Raw genomic sequence first — 19,502 nt, forward strand, 5'->3', positions numbered from 1 at the left:
TTAAGTTATTAATTTATAGTTATTCTAAAATAAAACCCAATTCTGTTCAGAATTGGGTTTTATCGTTATGATTGAGATTGCTTAACATTACTGGTTCGTAATGACAAACTTTTTGTTTCAAAAGCTATTTAATCTTTCTGGCAATATAATCACTTTCATTTCCTAGTCTGTCGATCGATTTTATAGCAACTGCACTTAGTTTTTTACCGTCTTTAAATTTAGGAATGTCTTTTGAAAGCGTATCCAGCGTTAAAATTTCGGTTTGCCATACTCCATTGTATTGAGTAAAAAGAACCCACTGAAAAACATCAGCAGCATTTTTTGTACTCCAGCTTGTCTGTGCAAAACTTCCGTTATCTGCAATAAACAATGTAGGAGTCTGCAATGGCACGGCTTTTATCCATGGGGATTTTGGTACTAATGCTTTTTCACTGTACGGTCCGTTTTTCAAAGCAGGAAGCATATTAGGATTTTTGGTAAGTCCGGCAATGCTCCAGTGAATTTCTCCGGCATCATTTTTCAGGATATTTCTGGAGATTGCAATCTGATTTTTAATCTCTGTCGGACGATCTGACACTCTGATCTCAACGGTATTCAATCCCGGCCATAAATGACGGTTCATTGTGTTTTCAGACTGCCACCAGCTTAACAGCGCTTCAAAGCTTTGCCCTTTGGAGTCTATAGGCCAGTAAAGCTGTGGTGAAAAGTAATCTATCCAGCCTTTATTTAACCATAATTTAGCATCTGCATACAACTCGTCATATTGTGAAGAGCCTACAACTCCCGCAGGATATCCGGGTTTCCATATTCCGAACGGGCTGATTCCGAATCTTACATTATTTTTTTCTGCGTGGATTTCTTTATAGATCCGTTCTACAAATTTATTAACGTTATCTCTTCTCCAATCTGCTCTGGACAAGGTACCTCCACTGCTTACATAAGCATTCCAGCTTGCGTTATCAGGAAAATCAGCTCCTTTGTTATAGGTTGCATAAGGGTAGAAATAATCATCAAAGTGTACGGCATCTATATCATATCTTTTTACAATATCTCTCACCACATTGGATACGTGACCTTGTGTTTTCGGATTGGCCGGATCAAACCAATACATTCCATTTTTTAATCTTAAAACAATATCGGACAGTTTATTGGCCATTGAAAGATTATTCACGGCACCACCGTTGGTATGGTGTGCACGGTAAGGGTTTAACCAGACATGCAGTTCCAATCCTCTTTTGTGGGCTTCTTCTATCCAAAACTGAAGTGGATCATAGTTCGGAGAAGGAGCTGTTCCTGTCTGACCCGTCAGAAAGTAAGACCATGGTTCGATACTACTTGTATAAAGGGCATCTGCAGAAGGTCTGATCTGGAAAATAGCTGCATTGAAATTGTTATCTTTCAACATATCAAGCATACTGATTGCTTCTGCTTTCTGCTGCTCTACGGTAAGATCATTTCTTGAAGGCCAGTTGATATTGGCTACACTCGCGATCCAGGCTCCACGGAATTCTCTTTTGATTTCCGGAAGATTGGTTCTGAAATTATCTTCATTTGAAGCTGTAGTTCCTGTAGCGGGTTTTGTTGTTACAACAGGTACTTTGGGTGGAGTTGTATTGTTGGTGGGTTTTGTCGGATTCTTCGTGGAAGGTGTTTTTACAACATTGTTCTGAACGGAACATGAGGTAGTATAAGATGCAAAAACACCCAATAAAACGATAAGTTTCAATTTATTCATTCTCATAGTCACAAAACTACTTTAAAATTTATTTTTATTTTCAGAGATTATTATGCCAAAATAAGCATTTTAATGAATTGACACAGAAAAAAAGCCCCGAAAATCGAGGCTTTATTATATTTTAAGAATTTCAGATTATGCTTTTGCTCCTCTTTCTACTCTTTTTCTTTCTTCTTCAGAAAGTAATTTCTTTCTCATTCTGATAAAGTTTGGAGTAACCTCAATTGCTTCATCAGCCTGGATATATTCCATACATTCTTCAAGAGAGAATAAGATTTTTGGTGCAACACCTGTATCTTTATCTTTTCCTGAAGCTCTCATGTTATTCAACTGTTTTGCTTCAACGATGTTTACTACTAAGTCACCTGGCTTATTTTGCTCACCGATAACCATACCAGCATAGATCTCCTCACCCGGATCAACATAGAACTTACCTCTATCCTGTAGTTTAGCAATAGAATATTCTGTAGCAGGACCTTGAGTTTTGCTGATTAAAACACCATTACTTCTTCCAGGAATAGCTCCTTTGAAAGGCTTATATTCTGTGAAACGGTGTGCCATAATAGCTTCCCCTGCAGTAGCTGTCAACATCTGAGAACGTAGTCCGATCAAACCTCTTGAAGGAATTTCGAATTCCATGTGCTGCATTTCACCTTTAGTTTCCATAATGTGAAGGTCACCTTTTCTCTGAGTTGCTAAGTCGATAACTCTTGAAGCAAATTCTTCAGGAACATCAACAACCAAAGATTCATAAGGCTCACATTTTTCTCCATCAATTTCTCTCAAGATAACCTGTGGCTGACCAATTGTCATTTCGTAACCTTCTCTTCTCATTGTTTCAATTAAAACTGACAAGTGAAGAATACCTCTACCAAAAACAAGGAAAGTGTTTGCATCATCAGTCTGTTGAACTCTCAATGCTAAGTTTTTCTCTAATTCTTTATATAGTCTTTCTTTCAGGTGGTTTGAAGTAACATATTTACCGTCTTTACCAAAGAAAGGTGAATTGTTAATTGAGAACGTCATGTTCAAAGTCGGCTCATCAATAGCAGTTCTTTCCAATGGTTCAGGATTTTCAAGATCTACGAAAGAATCTCCAATCTGGAAAGCATCGAAACCTACTACCGCACAGATATCTCCTGCCTGTACTTCAGTTACTTTTTTCTTTCCTAAACCTTCGAAAACGTATAATTCTTTTACTTTTCCTTTTACAACTTTTCCGTCTGCCTGAGCAAGACCGATCCATTGAGATTCTCTAAGCTCTCCTCTTGTTACTTTTCCGATCGCAATTCTTCCTAAGAAAGAAGAAAAATCTAATGAAGTAACCTGCATCTGAAGATTTCCTTCCGTTATTTTAGGTTCAGGAACATACTGTAAAATACCATCCAATAATGGCATAATATCTTCAGTTTGTTCTAATGAAGTGTTGAACCAACCTTGTTTTGAAGATCCGTAGAATGTAGGGAAATCCAATTGCTCTTCTGTAGCCTCAAGATTGAAGAATAAATCAAATACCTTATCATGAACTTCGTCAGGACGACAGTTTGGTTTATCTACTTTATTGATCACCACTAATGGTCTCAATCCTAACTCTAATGCTTTCTGTAGTACAAATCTTGTTTGTGGCATTGGTCCTTCGAACGCATCTACCAACAAAATAACCCCATCAGCCATTTTCAATACTCTTTCTACTTCACCACCAAAATCGGCGTGACCAGGAGTATCAATTACGTTAATTTTTGTGTCTTTATAAGTAACAGAAATATTCTTGGATAAGATTGTGATCCCTCTTTCTCTTTCAAGATCGTTGTTATCCATAATTAACTCCCCACTCTCCTGATTTTCTCTGAAAATGTTGGTAGCGTGAATGATCTTGTCAACCAAAGTCGTCTTTCCGTGGTCAACGTGTGCGATAATCGCAATATTTCTAATGTTTTGCATAAAAGATTTTTACGGGTGCAAAAGTAGTGAATTTTAATGAAAAAATATTTACTTATACAAATATTTAATAATTTGTTTAAAATACTTATTTACAAGCTAATAAAAAAGAGTGTTAAAAAACACTCCCAATCTATCTATATACAGATCTGTACGTCACATGGATCTACTGCTGGCGGTTCTCCACATATAATGTCAAAATCGCCACAATTACTGGAGAATCCTGTCCCCCAGCCCCATCTTACGGCACATGTATCGGCATCTTTACATCTTACCATTCCTTTAATGATACCTCCCTGAACTGACTTCATTTCAGTTCTGGAAACTTTTTTGAGATTTTTCATGTTGTTTGTTTATTTGTTATTAGCCTTATAAAAGTATAAAAAAAAACGAAACAACAATTATTTATTACAATATTTAACGTTTATATATTTCTTTATATCAATGCCTTATCAATCGGTAGAAAAGTACCAGATCAATTAAAACCACAATGAAAAATTTTACAAGAAATGATTTTTTTGAAACTTTATGATTGAAAATAATCATTCCAGAGGCTGCTCCTACAAGACCTATAAGAGAAATTCCTAAGAGAGTATTTTCTGAAATTCGCCATTGCTGTTTTTTGGCTTGCCATTTATCAAAACCAAAGACACCAAATGTAATCAGATTAGCGATCAATAGAAAAGGAAACATTTTTAAAATTAATTTAAAACAAAAATAAAGTTTAATTTATATATAAGAAAATCTTCGAAATTTAAATTCAAGGCAGAACCAGATTTTTTCTAAATTTACCTTCCGAAAAAAAAGAATCAATGACAATACAGGATCTGGCAGGAAGTTATTCTATTGAAGGAAGTAACCAGGAAGATTCTTCCCAGGCTTCTTATCATGGTATATTAACCTTATCTATTGATGAAAACAACCGTATTATTGCCCAATGGGTCATTGGTGATCATCTGCAGCATGGTACAGGATTTTATAAAGACCATATTTTAGTGATCAACTTCAACTATGAAGGTGAGGATCATAAGATCTATAAAGGAGTTGCTGTATACCGTTGTTTAAATAAGGATATACTGGATGGTTTCTGGTCTGAAAAGCACGGTGATCCTTTGTATCTCGGAAGTGAATATTGTGTGAGAATTCAGAATTCAAGAATTTTAAATTGATTTTCGCCATAATAAGTAAACCTCCGTTTCTAAAATAAAAAGAGCTGCCTTTATCAAGACAGCCCGGTAATTATTGGAATTCCAATAACTTATTTTTTAGCTTTTACATCGATAGCAATCTCGATATCCTTGCTGATCATCCATTCTGCAGGATCTGCTTCTGAAGTACCGAATTTAAGCCCCCAATCTGCTCTGTTTACTGTAAATTTAGCCTGAATAGCAGCTGAATTATCTGCTACATCTACTTTAGCAGGGAAAGTAACGTTCATTGTTTTTCCTGATAATGTAAGGTTTCCGCTTACTGTTTTATTAGCTCCTGCTACAGCATCTTTTGGTGCTTCTTTCAAATCTGTAACACTTGTAATTTTGAAATCTGAAGTAGGGTTTTTTGCTGCATCAAAGAAATCAGGATTTTTCAGGTGAGCTTCAAGATCTGCAGGTTTTTTATCTTTTTCTGTTACTGAAGCTGGATCTACTTTGATAGAGTTCATATCAATCACGAAGTTTCCTGCGGAAACCTGACCTCCGTCAACACTAATATCTCCTGATTTTACAGTAAGTGTTCCCCAACGTGGAGCCATACCTCCTTTGTGGGTAGCCTTCCAGTTTACTACTGAACCTACTGTATCTACTGCCAGTGTTTCACCTTTGCTCTCTGCTACGGTTTGTTCCTGAGTGGTAGCTGCAGTATCTGCCGTTTTTCCTTTATCACATGATGCTAAAAGCAATCCTACTCCTACTAATGCAATTACGCTAATTTTTTTCATATTGAACTGTTTAAAAAGTTTGTTGAATTTTGTTGTTTTCGGGTACAAAAATAGAAAAACCTATTGGGAGGTACCTTATCATACATCAAGAAATACAATATTTATATTATTTGCAGTTGTAAATCTTCTTACGAAACACCGCTGTTCTCATAACTGCTTGAGAAATCCTGATCCTTTACTGTTTCATTACATTTTGTAGAAACCCAATTTTTATAACCAAATTCCAATTTTTTCTCATTCCAAAATACTATTTTAGCTATCCGAAAACAGAACAATGACGACCGTAGAATTTATACAGAAGCAGCTCAATATTTCTGAAAAGAGCATCAACAATACTTTACAATTATTAGCAGAAGACTGCACCATTCCTTTTATTTCCCGTTATAGAAAAGATAAAACCGGAAATCTCGATGAAGTACAGATCGAACAGATCTCAAAGATCAGCAAGCAGTTTGAAGACATTGTCAAGAGAAAAGAATCAATCTTAAAATCAATAGAAGAACAAAATGCTCTAAGTCCTGAACTTCAACAGAGAATTGAAGACAGCTTTGATATTCAGGAGCTGGAAGATTTATATCTGCCTTTCAAAAAGCGTAAAAAAACAAAAGCTGATACTGCCAAGGAAAAAGGATTGGAACCTTTAGCCAGGATTATTATGAGTCAGAAAAATAATGACATTCAGTTTCTGGCTTCTAAGTATCTAAACAATGATGTTGCATCCGAAGAAGAAGCGCTTCAGGGTGCGAGAGACATCATGGCAGAATGGATCAACGAAAATATGTATGTCCGTAAGAATCTCCGCAGACTCTTTCAGCGGAAAGCAGTTGTTACCTCTAAAGTTGTAAAAGCTAAAAAAGAGGAGGAAGATGCCCAAAAATTCTCCCAATATTTTGAATGGGAAGAAAGCCTTAGCAGAACTCCCTCTCACCGACTTTTAGCCATGCTACGAGCGGAAACGGAAGGCTTTGTAAAAACGAATGTAGGAATAGATAAGGAAGAAGCCATTGATTTTATTGAAAAGGCCATTATAAAATCCAACAATGAAAGCTCAGACCAGATTGCACTGGCCATAAAAGACAGTTATAAGAGACTTCTGGAACCCGCTATCTCCAATGAAGCATTACAGGAAGCCAAAGAAAAAGCGGATAAAAAAGCGATTGAAATATTCTCTGAGAATTTAAGCCAGCTTCTGCTTGCGCCTCCTTTGGGAGAGAAAAGAATCCTGGCGATAGACCCGGGATACAGAAGCGGATGCAAAGTAGTGTGTCTGGATGAAAAAGGGGACTTATTACACAATGAAACCCTCTACCCTCATGCTCCGCAGAACGAAAGCGGAATGGCTATGAAAAAGATTCGTTCTATGGTGAATGCTTATAATATTGAAGCCATCTCCATCGGTAACGGAACAGCAAGCCGTGAAACAGAATTTTTTATCAAAAAGATTGCTTTCGATAAGCCGCTGCAGGTTTTTGTAGTTTCGGAAGCCGGAGCATCCGTTTATTCTGCCAGTAAAATTGCAAGAGAAGAGTTTCCGACATATGATGTAACGGTTCGTGGAGCTGTTTCCATCGGAAGAAGGCTTTCTGATCCGTTAGCAGAATTGGTAAAGATTGATGCCAAATCTATTGGGGTTGGCCAATACCAACATGATGTAGATCAGACCCAACTGAAAAATGAGCTGGATTCTACGGTGATGAAATGTGTAAATTCTGTGGGAATTAATTTAAATACAGCAAGTAAATCGCTTTTAAGCTATGTTTCAGGAATCGGAGAGAAAATGGCTGAAAATATTGTCAATTACCGTGCTGAAAATGGAGCATTTGAAGATAGAAAACAACTTAAAAAAGTTCCGAGACTTGGAGAAAAAGCCTTCCAGCAGGCAGCTGCATTTGTAAGAATTGCGAATGCTAAAAATCCATTGGATAATTCCGCTGTACATCCGGAAGCTTATGGAATTGTAGAAAAAATAGCCAAAGATTTAGGGATCAAAACCGATGAGCTGATTGCCAATAAAGAAAAAATAGCTCTGGTAAAACCGGAAAGTTATATCACAGGTGAAATCGGGATCTTAGGAATCAAAGATATTTTAAAAGAGCTTGAAAAACCGGGTCTGGATCCGAGAAAGGCAGCCAAAGTATTTGAATTTGATCCTACTGTCAAAAGTATTAAAGACTTAAAAGCAGGAATGATTCTTCCAGGAATTGTCAACAATATTACAGCTTTTGGATGTTTTGTAGATCTTGGTATCAAAGAAAGCGGACTGGTTCATATCTCCCAGTTGAAAGAAGGGTTCGTATCTGATGTAAACGAAGTGGTAAAACTTCATCAGCATGTTCGTGTAAAGGTAACAGAAGTAGATGAAGCCAGAAAAAGAGTACAATTGAGCATGATTTTGTAATTTTTTAATTGCAGATTAAATATCAACCACAAAATATTTGTTTTGAACACAAAAAACTTAATTTTCGATCTGGACGGTACATTATGGGACCCCAGAATGACAATCATCAAAATATGGAATGAAGTGCTGGGCAGACATCAGCTGCTCAAAAGAGAACTGAAGCCCGAAGACATGGATCAGTACATGGGATTATTAGCTCATGATATGGTGAAAGATATTATTCCCGGTATTTCAGATCTGCAGGCACAGGAACTTCTTTCAGAGATTGTAGCCGAAGAAAATAAGGTACTGCGCATACAAGGAGGAATATTATATGAGGGCGTAGAAGATACTTTGAGAAGCCTGGCTATCAACCACTCTCTTTTTATCGTAAGCAACTGTCAGAATGGTTATATAGAGTCATTTTTAGAATATTATCAGTTCAATGATCTGTTTGTTGATTTTGAATCTCATGGAAGGACTCAAAAACCAAAATCTGAAAACATACAGCTTCTTATGGAAAGAAATCATTTATCCATCGAAGATTCTGTTTATATTGGTGACACTCAAACTGATTATGATTCAGCAGGCTCTAATGGACTGCCGTTTATTTTCTGCAAATACGGATTTGGAAAACTCACTGATCCACTTTATGAACCATCAATCCTTACGTTTTCGGGCTTAACAAACCTTATTTACGATAGTACAAAATAATGAAGATTTCTGAGCTTAAAGAGAAGAGAATTATTCGCAGGGCTACCCGATTCTTTGATGAATGGGGAAACAGGATCTATAACGAATTTGAATATGATTTCCCTTATAATCCTACTCATAAAGGAAATGAAACAGAACGTCTCTTTGCCAAGGTGATTGACATGATTCCGTTTTTCATGGTATTCATCTTCATATTCCATTTACCTGCTATTCTTGGTATTCTATTTTCTATTCCCTGTGTGATTATATCAGGAACCTTTTGTGAATGGTATTTCGGAACTACCTTAGGTAAGAAAATTTTTAAGCTTAAAATTCTCGACGACAATGGAAATCAACCGGGTTTTATCAAGTCACTGCAAAGAAATATTTTAGTTCTGGCCAACTTATGGGTAGTTTTTACAGATATTAATCCTTCACCCGCAAAAACAGGGAATACTAGAGGTACTCAAGTGAATTTCAGTATGCATTTGAATAACAAGATTTGCAAAACTCATATTGTAAAAGAAAGTAAATTAATAGAGATCAAAGAACTATTAGCACAGGAAAACAAAAAGGCTGCCCATTGAGGCAGCCTTTTTACTCTTTATATCGTAGAAAACTTTTACTTATAATCCTTAGAACTTCTTCTAGGTTCTTTTACTTCCGGCCATTTTACCGTTTCTCCTTTGTCATCCTGAGGCATTGCTCTCTTCTCTCTGTTGGTGAATTCCGGGTCTTCAGAAGCCATATAAGCTAATGCAGCGGTTAAAATCACGTTGTTTTTCACCTCATCAAATACAATTTTATCATAGGTATCTTTTGTGGTATGCCATGTATATCCGAAATAGCCCCAGTTCAGAGAACCTAAAGAAAATCCTGGTACTCCGGCTGCCACAAACGAAGCATGGTCAGAACCGCCACCACCTGGCATTCCAGGGAAATCAGTTTTAATGTGACTTTTTACAGACTTTGGAACCCCGTCAAGCCATTTTCCGATATAATCATAAGCTTTTACAAATCCCTGACCGCTGATGTTCACAACACGCCCTGTTCCGTTGTCCTGGTTAAAAGCAGCCTGAACTCCTTTTATAATCTGAGGATTATCCACCACAAAACCTCTGGAACCGTTTAATCCCTGCTCTTCACTTCCCCAAAGTCCTATCACGATAGTTCTTTTGTTATTAGGATAATATTTCTTCAGGATTCGCATAGTTTCCAGCATCGTAATCGTTCCCGTTCCGTTATCTGTAGCTCCCTGAGCTCCGTCCCATGAATCAAGGTGAGCCGAAAGAATTACATATTCATCCGGTTTTTCCTTTCCTTTGATCATCCCAATAGTATTGAAACTTTTGGCTTCAGGTAGTATTTTAGACTGAGCATCAATTTTTATTTTAGGAAGCGTTCCTTTTTCTGCTATTCTGTAAAGCATTCCGTAATCTTCCACATCAATATCAATCATGGGAATTTTGGCGGTTTTTGCTCCGAATATCCTGTTAGCTCCCATAATTCCGGTCCAGTTTGAAATGGCAATTCCTGCCGCTCCCGCTTTTTCCAAAGCCTCTGGAAGACTGTTGTTGTCATATCCGATATTCTTCACATAAGCAGTGAAATCTTTGGCAGCCTGTTCTTTTTCTGCTTTAAGCTTTTCATACAGTTCAGGAGTAGCAAATTCTTTGATCTGCTCATCAGAACGCCCAATTTTCTGGTATTGTGCCATCAGCACTATTTTTCCTTTCACAGAAGGAAGCCATTGATCAAACTCAGCTTTGGAAGATACTTTCGGAAGAATAATGACTTCCGCTTCAATCGCTTTTTTAGTTGAAGGACTCCACGCTAATTGTGTAGCAGCCAGAGATTTTACACGCGGATATGTCATATCTACATGAGTAGTCCCTCTCTGCCACCCTTTCCATGTTCCAAACTGCTGAAGATTGGCATCTACTCCCCATGAACGAAGTTTACCTGCGCTCCATTCATTAGCTGCAAGCATTTCCGGAGTTCCTACAAGACGCGGCCCAATGCCGTCCAATAGCTCATACGCCAGGTTTTCCAGCTGGGAATTATTATTCACTTCATCTACAAAACTTTTTACGATAGGGTTGAGCTTTTCTTTTGGGTCAACCTTTACCTGAGCCCAGGAAAACTGAGCAGCCAGCACTACTGCAGGCACTGCAAAAAATCTATTTATCCTCATAATATATATTGATTGGTTTAAAGATAAAGGAAATTGGGGAGATGGTGAAGGATTGAGCCTAAAAAAGAGGTTTTCCAATGATATTATTAACATCACTGCACATAGTTAAGAACCCAATCCAATAGCAATCACAATTGATAAAAAAATATCAACAGACAGTTTTAATAATGAAAACTCTGTAAACTTTTAATAAGCACACTTAAGTTTTGTGACAATCTTTGATTTTATCTTATGTGAACTTTTTCTAACGCACCATTTTAAACTTACTTAAGCGTTTTAAAATGAAACCTTTTATGGTTTGTAAAGTCTAAACAAGACTACTTCTTGATTACTATGAGTAGAGTGTAGAATGTATCCAGAAGCGTATTGTAATGGGAATAAAAAAGCCGGCTTCAAAAGCCGGCTAAAAGTGAATTATTTTTTAGCTTCTTCTACAGAAACTTTTCTGAAGTCTTTGAACAATTTGCTTAGTTCTAAAGCTGCTTTACGAGCTCTTGTACCAGCAGCCTTGTTTCCTTTTTCTGCTTGTTGGTTTGCCTCAGTTGTGAACGCTTCAAATTCTGCGTTGATTTTTTCAATTAGTTCTTTCATTTATTTAAAAATTTAGGCTGCAAATATAGGTTTTATGGTGATTCCAGCCTAGCTGGAGCGAAAAAAGTTTAAACTAAATAGCTAAAATATTCACTTCCACCTCCATAAAAGTGCATTTTTGGGTGATTTAGCCCTTGAAGACAATCATAGAATACGTCCCCAACCCTTCTCTAAGGTCTTCTGAAAGGAGTTTTATTTAGGTTGGTTTCTCATTATTTTGGTTTCTAAATTTTCATTTTTAGAAAAATAATATATCGACAAAATGATACTAGAATCTCTGGTTTTTAGAAAGAGATTAACGATGGAAGATGGAGACAGTAAATTATAAAGTTCATACAGAATAATTACGCTCTGTATTTTTATCATTTTAAGATTACTCACCATATAAAAAGACTAATATGGTCTCAATTAAACTTTATCCACAAAGGATAAGTCAATCCGTTATCCTTATGTTCCAAGTAACAATTTCTTAGCCTTTTCCCCCGCATTTCCCAATAAAATTAAGCTTTCTGGAGTAATTCTTTCCGCAAAGACCACCCGGAAATGGTTATCATATTTATTAGTGAGTGAGAAAGTATGTCCTGGTGTAAAGAGAATAGTATGTTTCTCGCAATATTGATAGAACTTCTGCATATCCGTATTCTCCGAAAGCTGCCCCCAAATACTATAGCCACCCTGAGGTCTGTGGAAATAAGAACCTTTGGGAAAGGAATTTCTTAAAACGTCCAATACCTGAATAGCCTGCTGGTTAAGCTTTTTCCGGAATGAGCGCAAATGTCTTTCATAGCTGCTTCCCTTCAACAATTTTACAATCAACTCCTGATAAACAGGAGAAACTGACCGCCCCAAAGAAAACCTCGCTCTTTCTGATTTTGCATAAAAACTGCCAGCATAAAGCCAGCCTAAACGAATTCCCGGAGCCAGTGTTTTTGAAAATGATGAATAGGTCATCACCCATCCGTTTTTATCAAAACTTTTTATACAAAGCGGTCTTTGTTCACCAAAATAAAGATCGGAATACATATCATTTTCTATAATGCATACCTGATGTTCTTCTGCAATACTCAGCAATTTTTTTTTATTCTCATCAGTCATTAGTACACCTGTAGGATTATGAAAATTCGGAGTTACAACCAAAGCACGGATATCATTTTCAGCGCAGACCGCTTGGAAATATTCTGTATCAAAACCACTTCTGTAATGGACAGGAATTTCGATCACTTTAAGATCCAGATTAGCGATAACTTCCAATACCGAAAATACGCAAGGACTGTCTACAGCCACCACATCACCGGCTTTGGCAACCGATTTCAAAGCGATAGTGAGTGCCTGTAAAGCGCCGTCAGTGATGATTATTTCATCAGGGTTTAAGATACATCCATAAGTTCCCATTTGTTTTGCAATCTGTTGCCGTAATGTCTCCAGACCGTTTGACGGATAATATCTAAGCAGGGACGCTCCTTTTTCACGAATCACTTCCTGCATTGTTCTGAGGATGAGCTTCTGCGGAATCAGCAGATCTCCGGGCACAGCTGTATTGAAAGAACTGGATTCTGAAGTTCTTTTGGAAGTCAGCATCATATTTTTCATAAATTCTGCATCTCTTACTACAACAGGCAGTTTTGTTCTGACTTCCGGAATATTCTCTTCCTGATTTCCGGCAACAAAATATCCTGATCTCGGCTGGCTCCTGATCAGCCCTTTAATCATAAGATATTCAAAACCACTTTGCACAGAACTCGTACTGAGCTTGTATTTTTCTTTTATCTCCCGGACGGACGGAAGCCTGTCTTTTTCCTGCAAAACCCCGCTGTGGATCTGTTTTTCTATTACCGTTGTAAAAATTTCGTATTTATAAGATTTTGCCATAACACATCAACTGTACCGAACAAATTTACAAAAATACTATTCTGTACCGATGATATTTTAATGAACTGTATCCTTTTTCAATGGATTAATCTTATAATTTTGAATAAAAAAAGATCCCATGGATATCATTTCAAAATTTACAGTAGGTTCTGAAGAGGGAATTTCTGATCTTATAACCATTATTGATTCTTCTATTTATGCCTTACACAAGGACTTTGTTACTGAAGAAGATATTAAAAAATATATTCACAATGAAATAGATCCGAGAAAGATGATCAATGACCTGAATGATCTTTCCAACCAGCTGATCATGACGTATGCAGATCAGAAACCTGTCGGATACAGTATCATCAAAAGCGGTTCTCTGCATCCTGGCATACCGGAAGGAAAAAGAGCAACAGAAATCAGTTTTGTAATACTGTCAGAGTTTGATTCTCCCGAAACAAGACAGTCACTTTGGAAAAAATGCAGATCAGCAGTAAGTTTCACAGATATTGTATGGACTAATATGCTTGATCATGATCCGCTTTCGGAGTTTTTACAAGAGAATGGTTTTGTATCTGCCGTAGACTCAAAGGCTGGTCCTTTTCTGCTTCCGTCGCATATTTTAGAATTGGAGATTAATAAAAGTTAGTGATCCACAGAGCTCCTCTCAATACTATTAGCATAAAATTATTGAGAGGAGCTATCATTCTTATTTTTTTATTTCACTTAAAATTATTTTAAGTGAGCAATGGTTTTATTATCTTTGATTTTTATAATTTTTACTTATGAGTGATCAGCTGGAAACCATAGAGGATTATTACAAACGTATCCGTAAGAACCAGATCAAAATGTTTGATTCTGAGGATTTTGAAATGGGTAAATCTCATTTCAATATTTCGATGCGGAAATACTGTAGTTTTAAGAGTCCTTACAACCGCCGTGATTATTATAAAATCAGCTTTATCATTGGAAAAGGAACCATTCATTATGGTACACATCAGCTGTATATTGATCGTCCGGCTTTATTTTTTCCATCTCCAAGCATTCCTTATTCCTGGGAATGTGACAGTGATTTGCAGGAAGGATATTTCTGTCTGTTCAATCAGGAGTTTTTTAATGGAAACTCAGAGTTTAACTTGTTTAAAAAGACTTCCATGTTCAAAGAATGGAGCAAGCCTGTCGTTTTTCTAACGGAAGAGCAGACACAGTTGGCCACTCTTTATTTTGATCAGATTTACAGAATGAATAATTCCGCCTACCCTTTCCGTTGCAGCAGTATCAAAAGCAATCTGGCATCTGTTATGCATCTGGCACTGGAAAACCGCATGGAAGATATTAATCCCAATGAACTTCCGGCAAACGTGCGTCTATACAGATTGTTTGATGAACTGCTCAACAAACAGTTTCCTTTAGACTCCCCTGCTTATCCGCTTGCGTTGAAAACTCCTTCGGATTTTGCCGATCATCTTAATGTGCATGTGAATCATTTGAATTCTTCAGTAAAATCTGTAACCCATCTTACTACAACACAGATTATTAAAGAAAAAATGTTTGAAGAGTCTAAAAATCTGCTGAAGTATACTAATTGGGATATCGCCCAGATCGGTTATACTTTAGGTTTTGACCAACCTGCTCATTTTAACAACTTTTTTAAAAAGCATGCCCAAACTTCACCATTAAAATTTAAGAATTTAGCTTAATATTTGATTTTTGTAATTTTTACTTTGTCTTTTAAAATTCACATTTCTATTTCTTGACTTATTTTTGCATTGTAAAAAATGAATGAATATGTTGAGAGAAGCATCTGAAAAAAGAATCAGATTAATTACCATTATGGCTTTCGTGTCTATCCCGCTTTCCGGGTTTGTCACGGATATATATTTACCATCGTTCCCTTCTATGGCCAAAGAAATGATGGTTTCAGAAAAAGATATCCAGATTACTCTGACCTCATATCTTCTGAGCTACGGAATTTCCCAGTTATTTGTGGGAGGAATTCTGGACAGTATCGGCCGATACCGCCCCAAATTGATCGCATTATTTATGTTGATCCTCACAAGTATTTTAATTACGATGACCAACAGTATTTTGTTGATCTGTCTTCTTCGTATTCTTCAGGGAGCAGCTGTTTCAGTATTGGTAGTAGCTACGCGGGCTATTTTTGTGGATATTTATGATTCTGAGAAAGTGAAGCACTATTTGAGTTATTTTACCATTGTATGGTCTTGCGGGCCTATTCTTGCTCCTTTTCTGGGCGGTTATCTTGAGAAAATATTTAACTGGCATGCTAATTTTTATTTCTTAGCTATATATGCCGGATTCCTTTTTCTGTTTGAATGGTTCTTCAGTGGCGAGAGCCTTCCTCAAAAAAAGAAACTGGATCTGTCAGAAAATATCAGCCTTTACAAAATGATGCTTAAGAACAGGATTTTCATGCTGGGGATCTTCATTTTAGGACTCAGCTACTCTATCGTTATGTTATTTAATATTACAGGACCTTTTATTATAGAAAACACTTTCCATTTCACACCGGTAGTCATTGGATACTGTACATTGATCCTTGGTTTTTCCTGGATGATAGGAGGTTTTATCGGGAAACGCAGATTGACTCTTGATTTTAAACCAAGAATTCTACAGCCTATCCTTTTACAGCTGATACTGATCGCAGGATTGATTATTACCAGCTATTTCGCAGAAAGTCTTTTCATTATGATTCCTTTTGCCTTTTTCATTCATATCTGTTCCGGAATTTTATTTACCTCATTCTTTACGACAAGTATGCTTTACTTTCCTAAAAATGCAGGGACTGCCGGCGGGCTAATGGGTGGACTGGTGTATGTGATCACTTCTGTGACAAGCTTTATCATTTCGGTAAGTGGGAATGTAAATGCACAAAAAGATCTTTCCTGGCGTTACCTGATCATTGCCTTTTTACTTTTAGGAATTATCCTTATTATGAATCAGGCCGTAAAAAAAGAAAAAGCAGAGAATTAATCTCTGCTTTTTTATAATTATTAATAGATAATAGGTTTAGCAATTAATTCTAAAAAGGATCTGCAACCGTATTGTTCATTTTTACTTCAAACTGCACATCAGGAGTTAAACTTGTCCCATTCAGATAGATCCAATCTTTTCCTGATTCTTTATATACCTGAAGATAGTAAGTATTCCCAAATCCTGTTGTATCCTTGAAAGCTACAACATCTCCATCTTCAATACTTTTTGAAACATTCCCTGTCTTTTTCTTGACAATCTGAATTCTCATGTTGTAAGTTGTCTTGCCATGCTTTGGATAAAAATAATAACTTCCACTGCCTGAGGAATACCAGTACCAGAAATGATTAAGCCTTTCACTGGTTTCTACTCTTACATATCCTTCTTTCAAGTCAAAATAATTATCAGAATCTCCGATATTTACAATATTGAACCAGGTTTTTTCATCCGGCTGAGCAGAAGAAACCGTCAACCAATCATTAGGAGTTGAAAGATTGCTAGTGATATATTTTCCGGTAGATACAGATTTCAGTGAAATACGGTCATGTTTTCTGAATTTTAAACTTTTTGTAGGCGTTTTCTCATCAGAATAGATATTAGCTTCCACAGGATAATGATCTGAATATTCTGCCCAATGATATTTAATCCCTGCTATATTCGTATACGTCATAAGATTTGAAGCTACAGGATCAAAAACGATATTCTGCCACGTTGGTGGTACAAGATGATCATTGGAAACCAGGATATAATCAAGATATTCACGCTTATTTTCCGGATAAGGGTAATGATAGGAAGCCATTATATTGGTTTTCGGATCCCATGAATAAGGTAACCCTTTGTATGTAGGCGCACTTACATTAAGAGTTTGCAGCATACTTGAATATTCGGGAGTATCTTTTATGATATTAAAATCTCCTCCATAGATCACCATTTCATCCTTAGGAATCTTCAACCCGTCTACAAATGATTTCATCATTCCCAATTGCTGTTTACGGATTCTCACTTCGTCTCCGCCACAAGACGGCTGTGTAGACTGTGCATGAGTCGCCATAAAATGGACACGCTTCCCGTCTTTTAAGATTCTGACATACACAAAACCTTTCAGACAGCTTCCATCATAAGAACATCCTGCCGGAAAAATATATTGTTCCTTTCTTTCTATTGGATATTTACTGGCAATCATCACTCCTCCGTCTTCAAATCCTCCGGAGACAATCTCACGCCAGTCACCAGAAGTCTTATCCCAGCCACTTTTTGTCTGTCCTAATACAGGAGTCTGATGAGGAAAATTGGGAAGAAGTTTTTTACGTAGTTTAGCAGCAGCGGCATTATCAAAGCATTCCTGAAGCATCAGAACATCATAATTTTTCAAAAAAGAAGCGCCTCCCAGTCTCTCTGCTCTATCCTGCTGGCCCCATTGTGTCATACCAGACACTACGAGTTCTTTCAACAAGAATGTATTGTAAGACAATACTTTAATATTCGGGAAAGCACTCCTCATTGCTTTTTCATTTGCAACAGGAAGCGTTTCATCAGTCTGAAACTGATCCGACCTGCAAGATAAAAGGGTTAGAAGACAAAATACCGGCAAAAACCGGAATAACGAAATTCGCATGTGATTCATAATTTTTAAAGTTAAAATTGTTTTGTTTTGTGACGGCCAAAGTATAATTATCCGCATTGATAAAAATGAACTCAATATTATCTAAATGATAATTTTCTGATACGCGATTTAACTATTAAAAAAAGGAATAATCTAACGGCTCAATTAGTTTCAATTAAAACTAATTTTACGTATATTTGTTAAGATAACAATGCTTATTTTTTCAAAGCACCTCTTACTCTGCAATACCATTATTAGACAATATGCCTGAAAAACAGAACGATATATCAGAACTAGCTCTGGAACTTGGCCTGGCAATGGGTGAAATGAAAAGCCGGCTTCGACAGAAAATTCAGACCAGGATTAATGAGTACGATCCGGATCTTTCTTTTGAACTTATTGAAATTCTGGGACTGCTTTCACGCAATGATGGTATCAACCAGCAGGAAATAGGAAATAAAGTAAGCAAAGATAAATCAAGCATTACCTATCTCATCAACAGTCTCGTAAAACGGGATCTTGTAGAGCGAATAGCTGATAAAAACGACCGGAGAAACAAGCAGATCTTTCTGACTCCGAAGGGTGAACAGATTGTAGAAACCGTTTATCCATGGGCATTGGATCTTTACAAAAAAGCGGTTGGCAATATTGATGAAAAAGAAATCAGCAAAGCTTTGCTTTTAGTAAAAAAAATGACAGCAAACCTGGAAAAATCAGGATCAAAATATGAAATACTATGAGAACAATCCTTGTACCCATTGATTTTACATCAACTACGGAAAATGCAGTAAGAATAGCCGCAGACTGGGCAAAAACCTACGAATATCAAAACATTATCCTACTAAAAACAGCAGGAGAATCTGAATTTGATTATCTGCATATTGCAGAAGGGCATTCATTTGTCAATGAAGAAAGTGTCAACAATCTATTGCAGAGAACGGAATTATTATTCGATCAGTTAACAGAAATCATAACAGAAAAATCACCTGAAATAAAAGTTTCAAGGATTTTAAGCGATTGGGCTCTTACAAGAAGCATCAATGAACTTTTAAAAAATCAGCCTTCTGTAGAATTGATTATTTTGGGAAGTGATGACCAAACCTCCACCACTGAGAGTTTTGTTTCCGACAATATCATTAGTATTGCAAGAACGAGTCCTGTGAAGACCTTAATTGTGCCCAACAGCTATCACTACACCCCTATCAAAAATATATTTATTCCCTGTGATATAAAAGGAATCAAAAGATTGGAAAGATTGTTTCATCATAAATCTGTTATTCATAAACAGGATGTGCGTCTGATGTTTTTGAATATCAATACCCGTGAAAAAGAGGATGAGGATAAAAAAAGAGAGCTGGAAGAGTACATTCGTGAACGTTTAACGGAAATTCCGAGCAGTATTCATTATTCTCATGATGAAAATGTTATTAAGGGTATTCTCAGCTTTGCAGCCTCCAATGATGCAGATCTTATTATTGCCTTACCAGGTCAGCATAGTTTCCTGTATTATCTGGCAAGCAGAAGTATTTCTGAGGGAATTTACCAGAACACCCATCAACCGGTGTTAATTTTAAAATAATAAGAAAT

At 36.7% G+C, this 19,502-nt stretch carries 18 protein-coding genes; 9 read left to right on the forward strand and 9 right to left on the reverse strand.

Annotated features, from left to right (window positions below; all coding sequences use genetic code 11):
- Nucleotides 1–124: 124 nt before the first annotated feature.
- The 4 genes from AC57AW_RS15920 to AC57AW_RS15935 all read right to left on the reverse strand — a co-directional run bounded on the left by AC57AW_RS15920 (nt 125) and on the right by AC57AW_RS15935 (nt 4,366).
- Nucleotides 125–1,741 carry a glycoside hydrolase family 10-like protein gene (locus AC57AW_RS15920; protein WP_496352662.1) on the reverse strand — a complete coding sequence of 539 codons (1,617 nt, stop codon included), beginning with the start codon at nt 1,739–1,741 and terminating at the stop codon, nt 125–127.
- A 129-nt stretch (nt 1,742–1,870) separates the two neighbouring features.
- Nucleotides 1,871–3,676, reverse strand: coding sequence for a translational GTPase TypA (gene typA / locus AC57AW_RS15925; RefSeq protein ID WP_318845436.1), 1,806 nt, complete (start codon nt 3,674–3,676; stop codon nt 1,871–1,873).
- A gap of 134 nt (nt 3,677–3,810) precedes the next feature.
- Nucleotides 3,811–4,017, reverse strand: a complete 207-nt coding sequence (locus AC57AW_RS15930) for a bacteriocin-like protein (protein WP_496352663.1) — start codon at nt 4,015–4,017, stop codon at nt 3,811–3,813.
- 97 nt (nt 4,018–4,114) lie between these two features.
- Complete coding sequence (locus AC57AW_RS15935) at nt 4,115–4,366, reverse strand: DUF1294 domain-containing protein (RefSeq protein ID WP_318845434.1); 252 nt, start codon at nt 4,364–4,366, stop codon at nt 4,115–4,117.
- 119 nt (nt 4,367–4,485) lie between these two features.
- Here AC57AW_RS15935 and AC57AW_RS15940 point away from each other — a divergent pair, with 119 nt between their 5' ends.
- Complete coding sequence (locus tag AC57AW_RS15940) at nt 4,486–4,842, forward strand: hypothetical protein (RefSeq protein WP_496352664.1); 357 nt, start codon at nt 4,486–4,488, stop codon at nt 4,840–4,842.
- 89 nt (nt 4,843–4,931) lie between these two features.
- On the opposite strand, the gene AC57AW_RS15945 is transcribed toward AC57AW_RS15940, so the two are convergent.
- Nucleotides 4,932–5,609 carry a YceI family protein gene (locus AC57AW_RS15945; protein ID WP_318845432.1) on the reverse strand — a complete coding sequence of 226 codons (678 nt, stop codon included), beginning with the start codon at nt 5,607–5,609 and terminating at the stop codon, nt 4,932–4,934.
- 274 nt (nt 5,610–5,883) lie between these two features.
- Here AC57AW_RS15945 and AC57AW_RS15950 point away from each other — a divergent pair, with 274 nt between their 5' ends.
- The 3 genes from AC57AW_RS15950 to AC57AW_RS15960 are packed head-to-tail and all read left to right on the forward strand — an operon-like array spanning nt 5,884 to nt 9,266.
- Nucleotides 5,884–8,007, forward strand: coding sequence for a Tex family protein (locus AC57AW_RS15950; RefSeq protein WP_496352665.1), 2,124 nt, complete (start codon nt 5,884–5,886; stop codon nt 8,005–8,007).
- Nucleotides 8,008–8,049: 42 nt separating this feature from the next.
- A complete protein-coding gene (locus AC57AW_RS15955) occupies nt 8,050–8,700 on the forward strand; it encodes an HAD family hydrolase (protein ID WP_496352666.1) in 651 nt (216 codons plus the stop codon).
- Entirely contained in the window at nt 8,700–9,266 is a 567-nt protein-coding gene (locus tag AC57AW_RS15960; protein ID WP_496352667.1) for an RDD family protein, read from the forward strand. Before AC57AW_RS15955 ends, AC57AW_RS15960 begins: the two co-directional genes overlap by 1 nt.
- Nucleotides 9,267–9,301: 35 nt before the next feature.
- Here AC57AW_RS15960 and AC57AW_RS15965 read toward each other — a convergent pair whose 3' ends face one another.
- From AC57AW_RS15965 to AC57AW_RS15975, 3 genes are all read right to left on the reverse strand, one after another.
- Nucleotides 9,302–10,873 (reverse strand): M28 family peptidase, encoded by a 1,572-nt coding sequence (locus AC57AW_RS15965; protein ID WP_496352668.1) that lies wholly within the window; start codon nt 10,871–10,873, stop codon nt 9,302–9,304.
- Nucleotides 10,874–11,287: 414 nt separating this feature from the next.
- A complete protein-coding gene (locus tag AC57AW_RS15970; RefSeq protein ID WP_047377485.1) occupies nt 11,288–11,464 on the reverse strand; it encodes a BF3379 family histone-like protein in 177 nt (58 codons plus the stop codon).
- A gap of 447 nt (nt 11,465–11,911) precedes the next feature.
- Nucleotides 11,912–13,333, reverse strand: coding sequence for an aminotransferase-like domain-containing protein (locus AC57AW_RS15975; RefSeq protein ID WP_496352669.1), 1,422 nt, complete (start codon nt 13,331–13,333; stop codon nt 11,912–11,914).
- 118 nt (nt 13,334–13,451) lie between these two features.
- Here AC57AW_RS15975 and AC57AW_RS15980 point away from each other — a divergent pair, with 118 nt between their 5' ends.
- From AC57AW_RS15980 to AC57AW_RS15990, 3 genes are all read left to right on the forward strand, one after another.
- On the forward strand, nt 13,452–13,967 hold the full coding sequence (locus tag AC57AW_RS15980; protein ID WP_496352670.1) for a hypothetical protein: 516 nt from the start codon (nt 13,452–13,454) through the stop codon (nt 13,965–13,967).
- Between the two features lie 136 nt (nt 13,968–14,103).
- A complete protein-coding gene (locus AC57AW_RS15985) occupies nt 14,104–15,018 on the forward strand; it encodes a helix-turn-helix domain-containing protein (RefSeq protein WP_318845422.1) in 915 nt (304 codons plus the stop codon).
- Between the two features lie 88 nt (nt 15,019–15,106).
- Nucleotides 15,107–16,312, forward strand: coding sequence for an MFS transporter (locus tag AC57AW_RS15990; RefSeq protein WP_496352671.1), 1,206 nt, complete (start codon nt 15,107–15,109; stop codon nt 16,310–16,312).
- 49 nt (nt 16,313–16,361) lie between these two features.
- Here AC57AW_RS15990 and sph read toward each other — a convergent pair whose 3' ends face one another.
- A complete protein-coding gene (sph, locus tag AC57AW_RS15995; protein WP_496352672.1) occupies nt 16,362–17,927 on the reverse strand; it encodes a sphingomyelin phosphodiesterase in 1,566 nt (521 codons plus the stop codon).
- A gap of 251 nt (nt 17,928–18,178) precedes the next feature.
- Here sph and AC57AW_RS16000 point away from each other — a divergent pair, with 251 nt between their 5' ends.
- The gene (locus AC57AW_RS16000; protein WP_496352673.1) at nt 18,179–18,655 is read left to right on the forward strand and encodes a MarR family winged helix-turn-helix transcriptional regulator; all 477 of its coding nucleotides are present in this window, start codon (nt 18,179–18,181) and stop codon (nt 18,653–18,655) included.
- Nucleotides 18,652–19,494 carry a universal stress protein gene (locus AC57AW_RS16005; RefSeq protein WP_496352674.1) on the forward strand — a complete coding sequence of 281 codons (843 nt, stop codon included), beginning with the start codon at nt 18,652–18,654 and terminating at the stop codon, nt 19,492–19,494. The genes AC57AW_RS16000 and AC57AW_RS16005 overlap by 4 nt, the downstream gene beginning before the upstream one ends.
- The last annotated feature ends 8 nt before the right edge of the window (nt 19,495–19,502 follow it).

The organism is Chryseobacterium sp. BGA-UO-ETr-SB22 (assembly GCF_059567885.1).

What these genes read in the sequence shown, in the direction of transcription:
- AC57AW_RS15920 (WP_496352662.1), bottom strand. Translation starts at nt 1,741, where the DNA reads ATGAGAATGAATAAATTGAAACTTATCGTTTTATTGGGTGTTTTTGCA.
- typA (WP_318845436.1), bottom strand. Translation starts at nt 3,676, where the DNA reads ATGCAAAACATTAGAAATATTGCGATTATCGCACACGTTGACCACGGA.
- AC57AW_RS15930 (WP_496352663.1), bottom strand. Translation starts at nt 4,017, where the DNA reads ATGAAAAATCTCAAAAAAGTTTCCAGAACTGAAATGAAGTCAGTTCAG.
- AC57AW_RS15935 (WP_318845434.1), bottom strand. Translation starts at nt 4,366, where the DNA reads ATGTTTCCTTTTCTATTGATCGCTAATCTGATTACATTTGGTGTCTTT.
- AC57AW_RS15940 (WP_496352664.1), top strand. Translation starts at nt 4,486, where the DNA reads ATGACAATACAGGATCTGGCAGGAAGTTATTCTATTGAAGGAAGTAAC.
- AC57AW_RS15945 (WP_318845432.1), bottom strand. Translation starts at nt 5,609, where the DNA reads ATGAAAAAAATTAGCGTAATTGCATTAGTAGGAGTAGGATTGCTTTTA.
- AC57AW_RS15950 (WP_496352665.1), top strand. Translation starts at nt 5,884, where the DNA reads ATGACGACCGTAGAATTTATACAGAAGCAGCTCAATATTTCTGAAAAG.
- AC57AW_RS15960 (WP_496352667.1), top strand. Translation starts at nt 8,700, where the DNA reads ATGAAGATTTCTGAGCTTAAAGAGAAGAGAATTATTCGCAGGGCTACC.
- AC57AW_RS15965 (WP_496352668.1), bottom strand. Translation starts at nt 10,873, where the DNA reads ATGAGGATAAATAGATTTTTTGCAGTGCCTGCAGTAGTGCTGGCTGCT.
- AC57AW_RS15970 (WP_047377485.1), bottom strand. Translation starts at nt 11,464, where the DNA reads ATGAAAGAACTAATTGAAAAAATCAACGCAGAATTTGAAGCGTTCACA.
- AC57AW_RS15975 (WP_496352669.1), bottom strand. Translation starts at nt 13,333, where the DNA reads ATGGCAAAATCTTATAAATACGAAATTTTTACAACGGTAATAGAAAAA.
- AC57AW_RS15980 (WP_496352670.1), top strand. Translation starts at nt 13,452, where the DNA reads ATGGATATCATTTCAAAATTTACAGTAGGTTCTGAAGAGGGAATTTCT.
- AC57AW_RS15985 (WP_318845422.1), top strand. Translation starts at nt 14,104, where the DNA reads ATGAGTGATCAGCTGGAAACCATAGAGGATTATTACAAACGTATCCGT.
- AC57AW_RS15990 (WP_496352671.1), top strand. Translation starts at nt 15,107, where the DNA reads ATGTTGAGAGAAGCATCTGAAAAAAGAATCAGATTAATTACCATTATG.
- sph (WP_496352672.1), bottom strand. Translation starts at nt 17,927, where the DNA reads ATGCGAATTTCGTTATTCCGGTTTTTGCCGGTATTTTGTCTTCTAACC.
- AC57AW_RS16000 (WP_496352673.1), top strand. Translation starts at nt 18,179, where the DNA reads ATGCCTGAAAAACAGAACGATATATCAGAACTAGCTCTGGAACTTGGC.
- AC57AW_RS16005 (WP_496352674.1), top strand. Translation starts at nt 18,652, where the DNA reads ATGAGAACAATCCTTGTACCCATTGATTTTACATCAACTACGGAAAAT.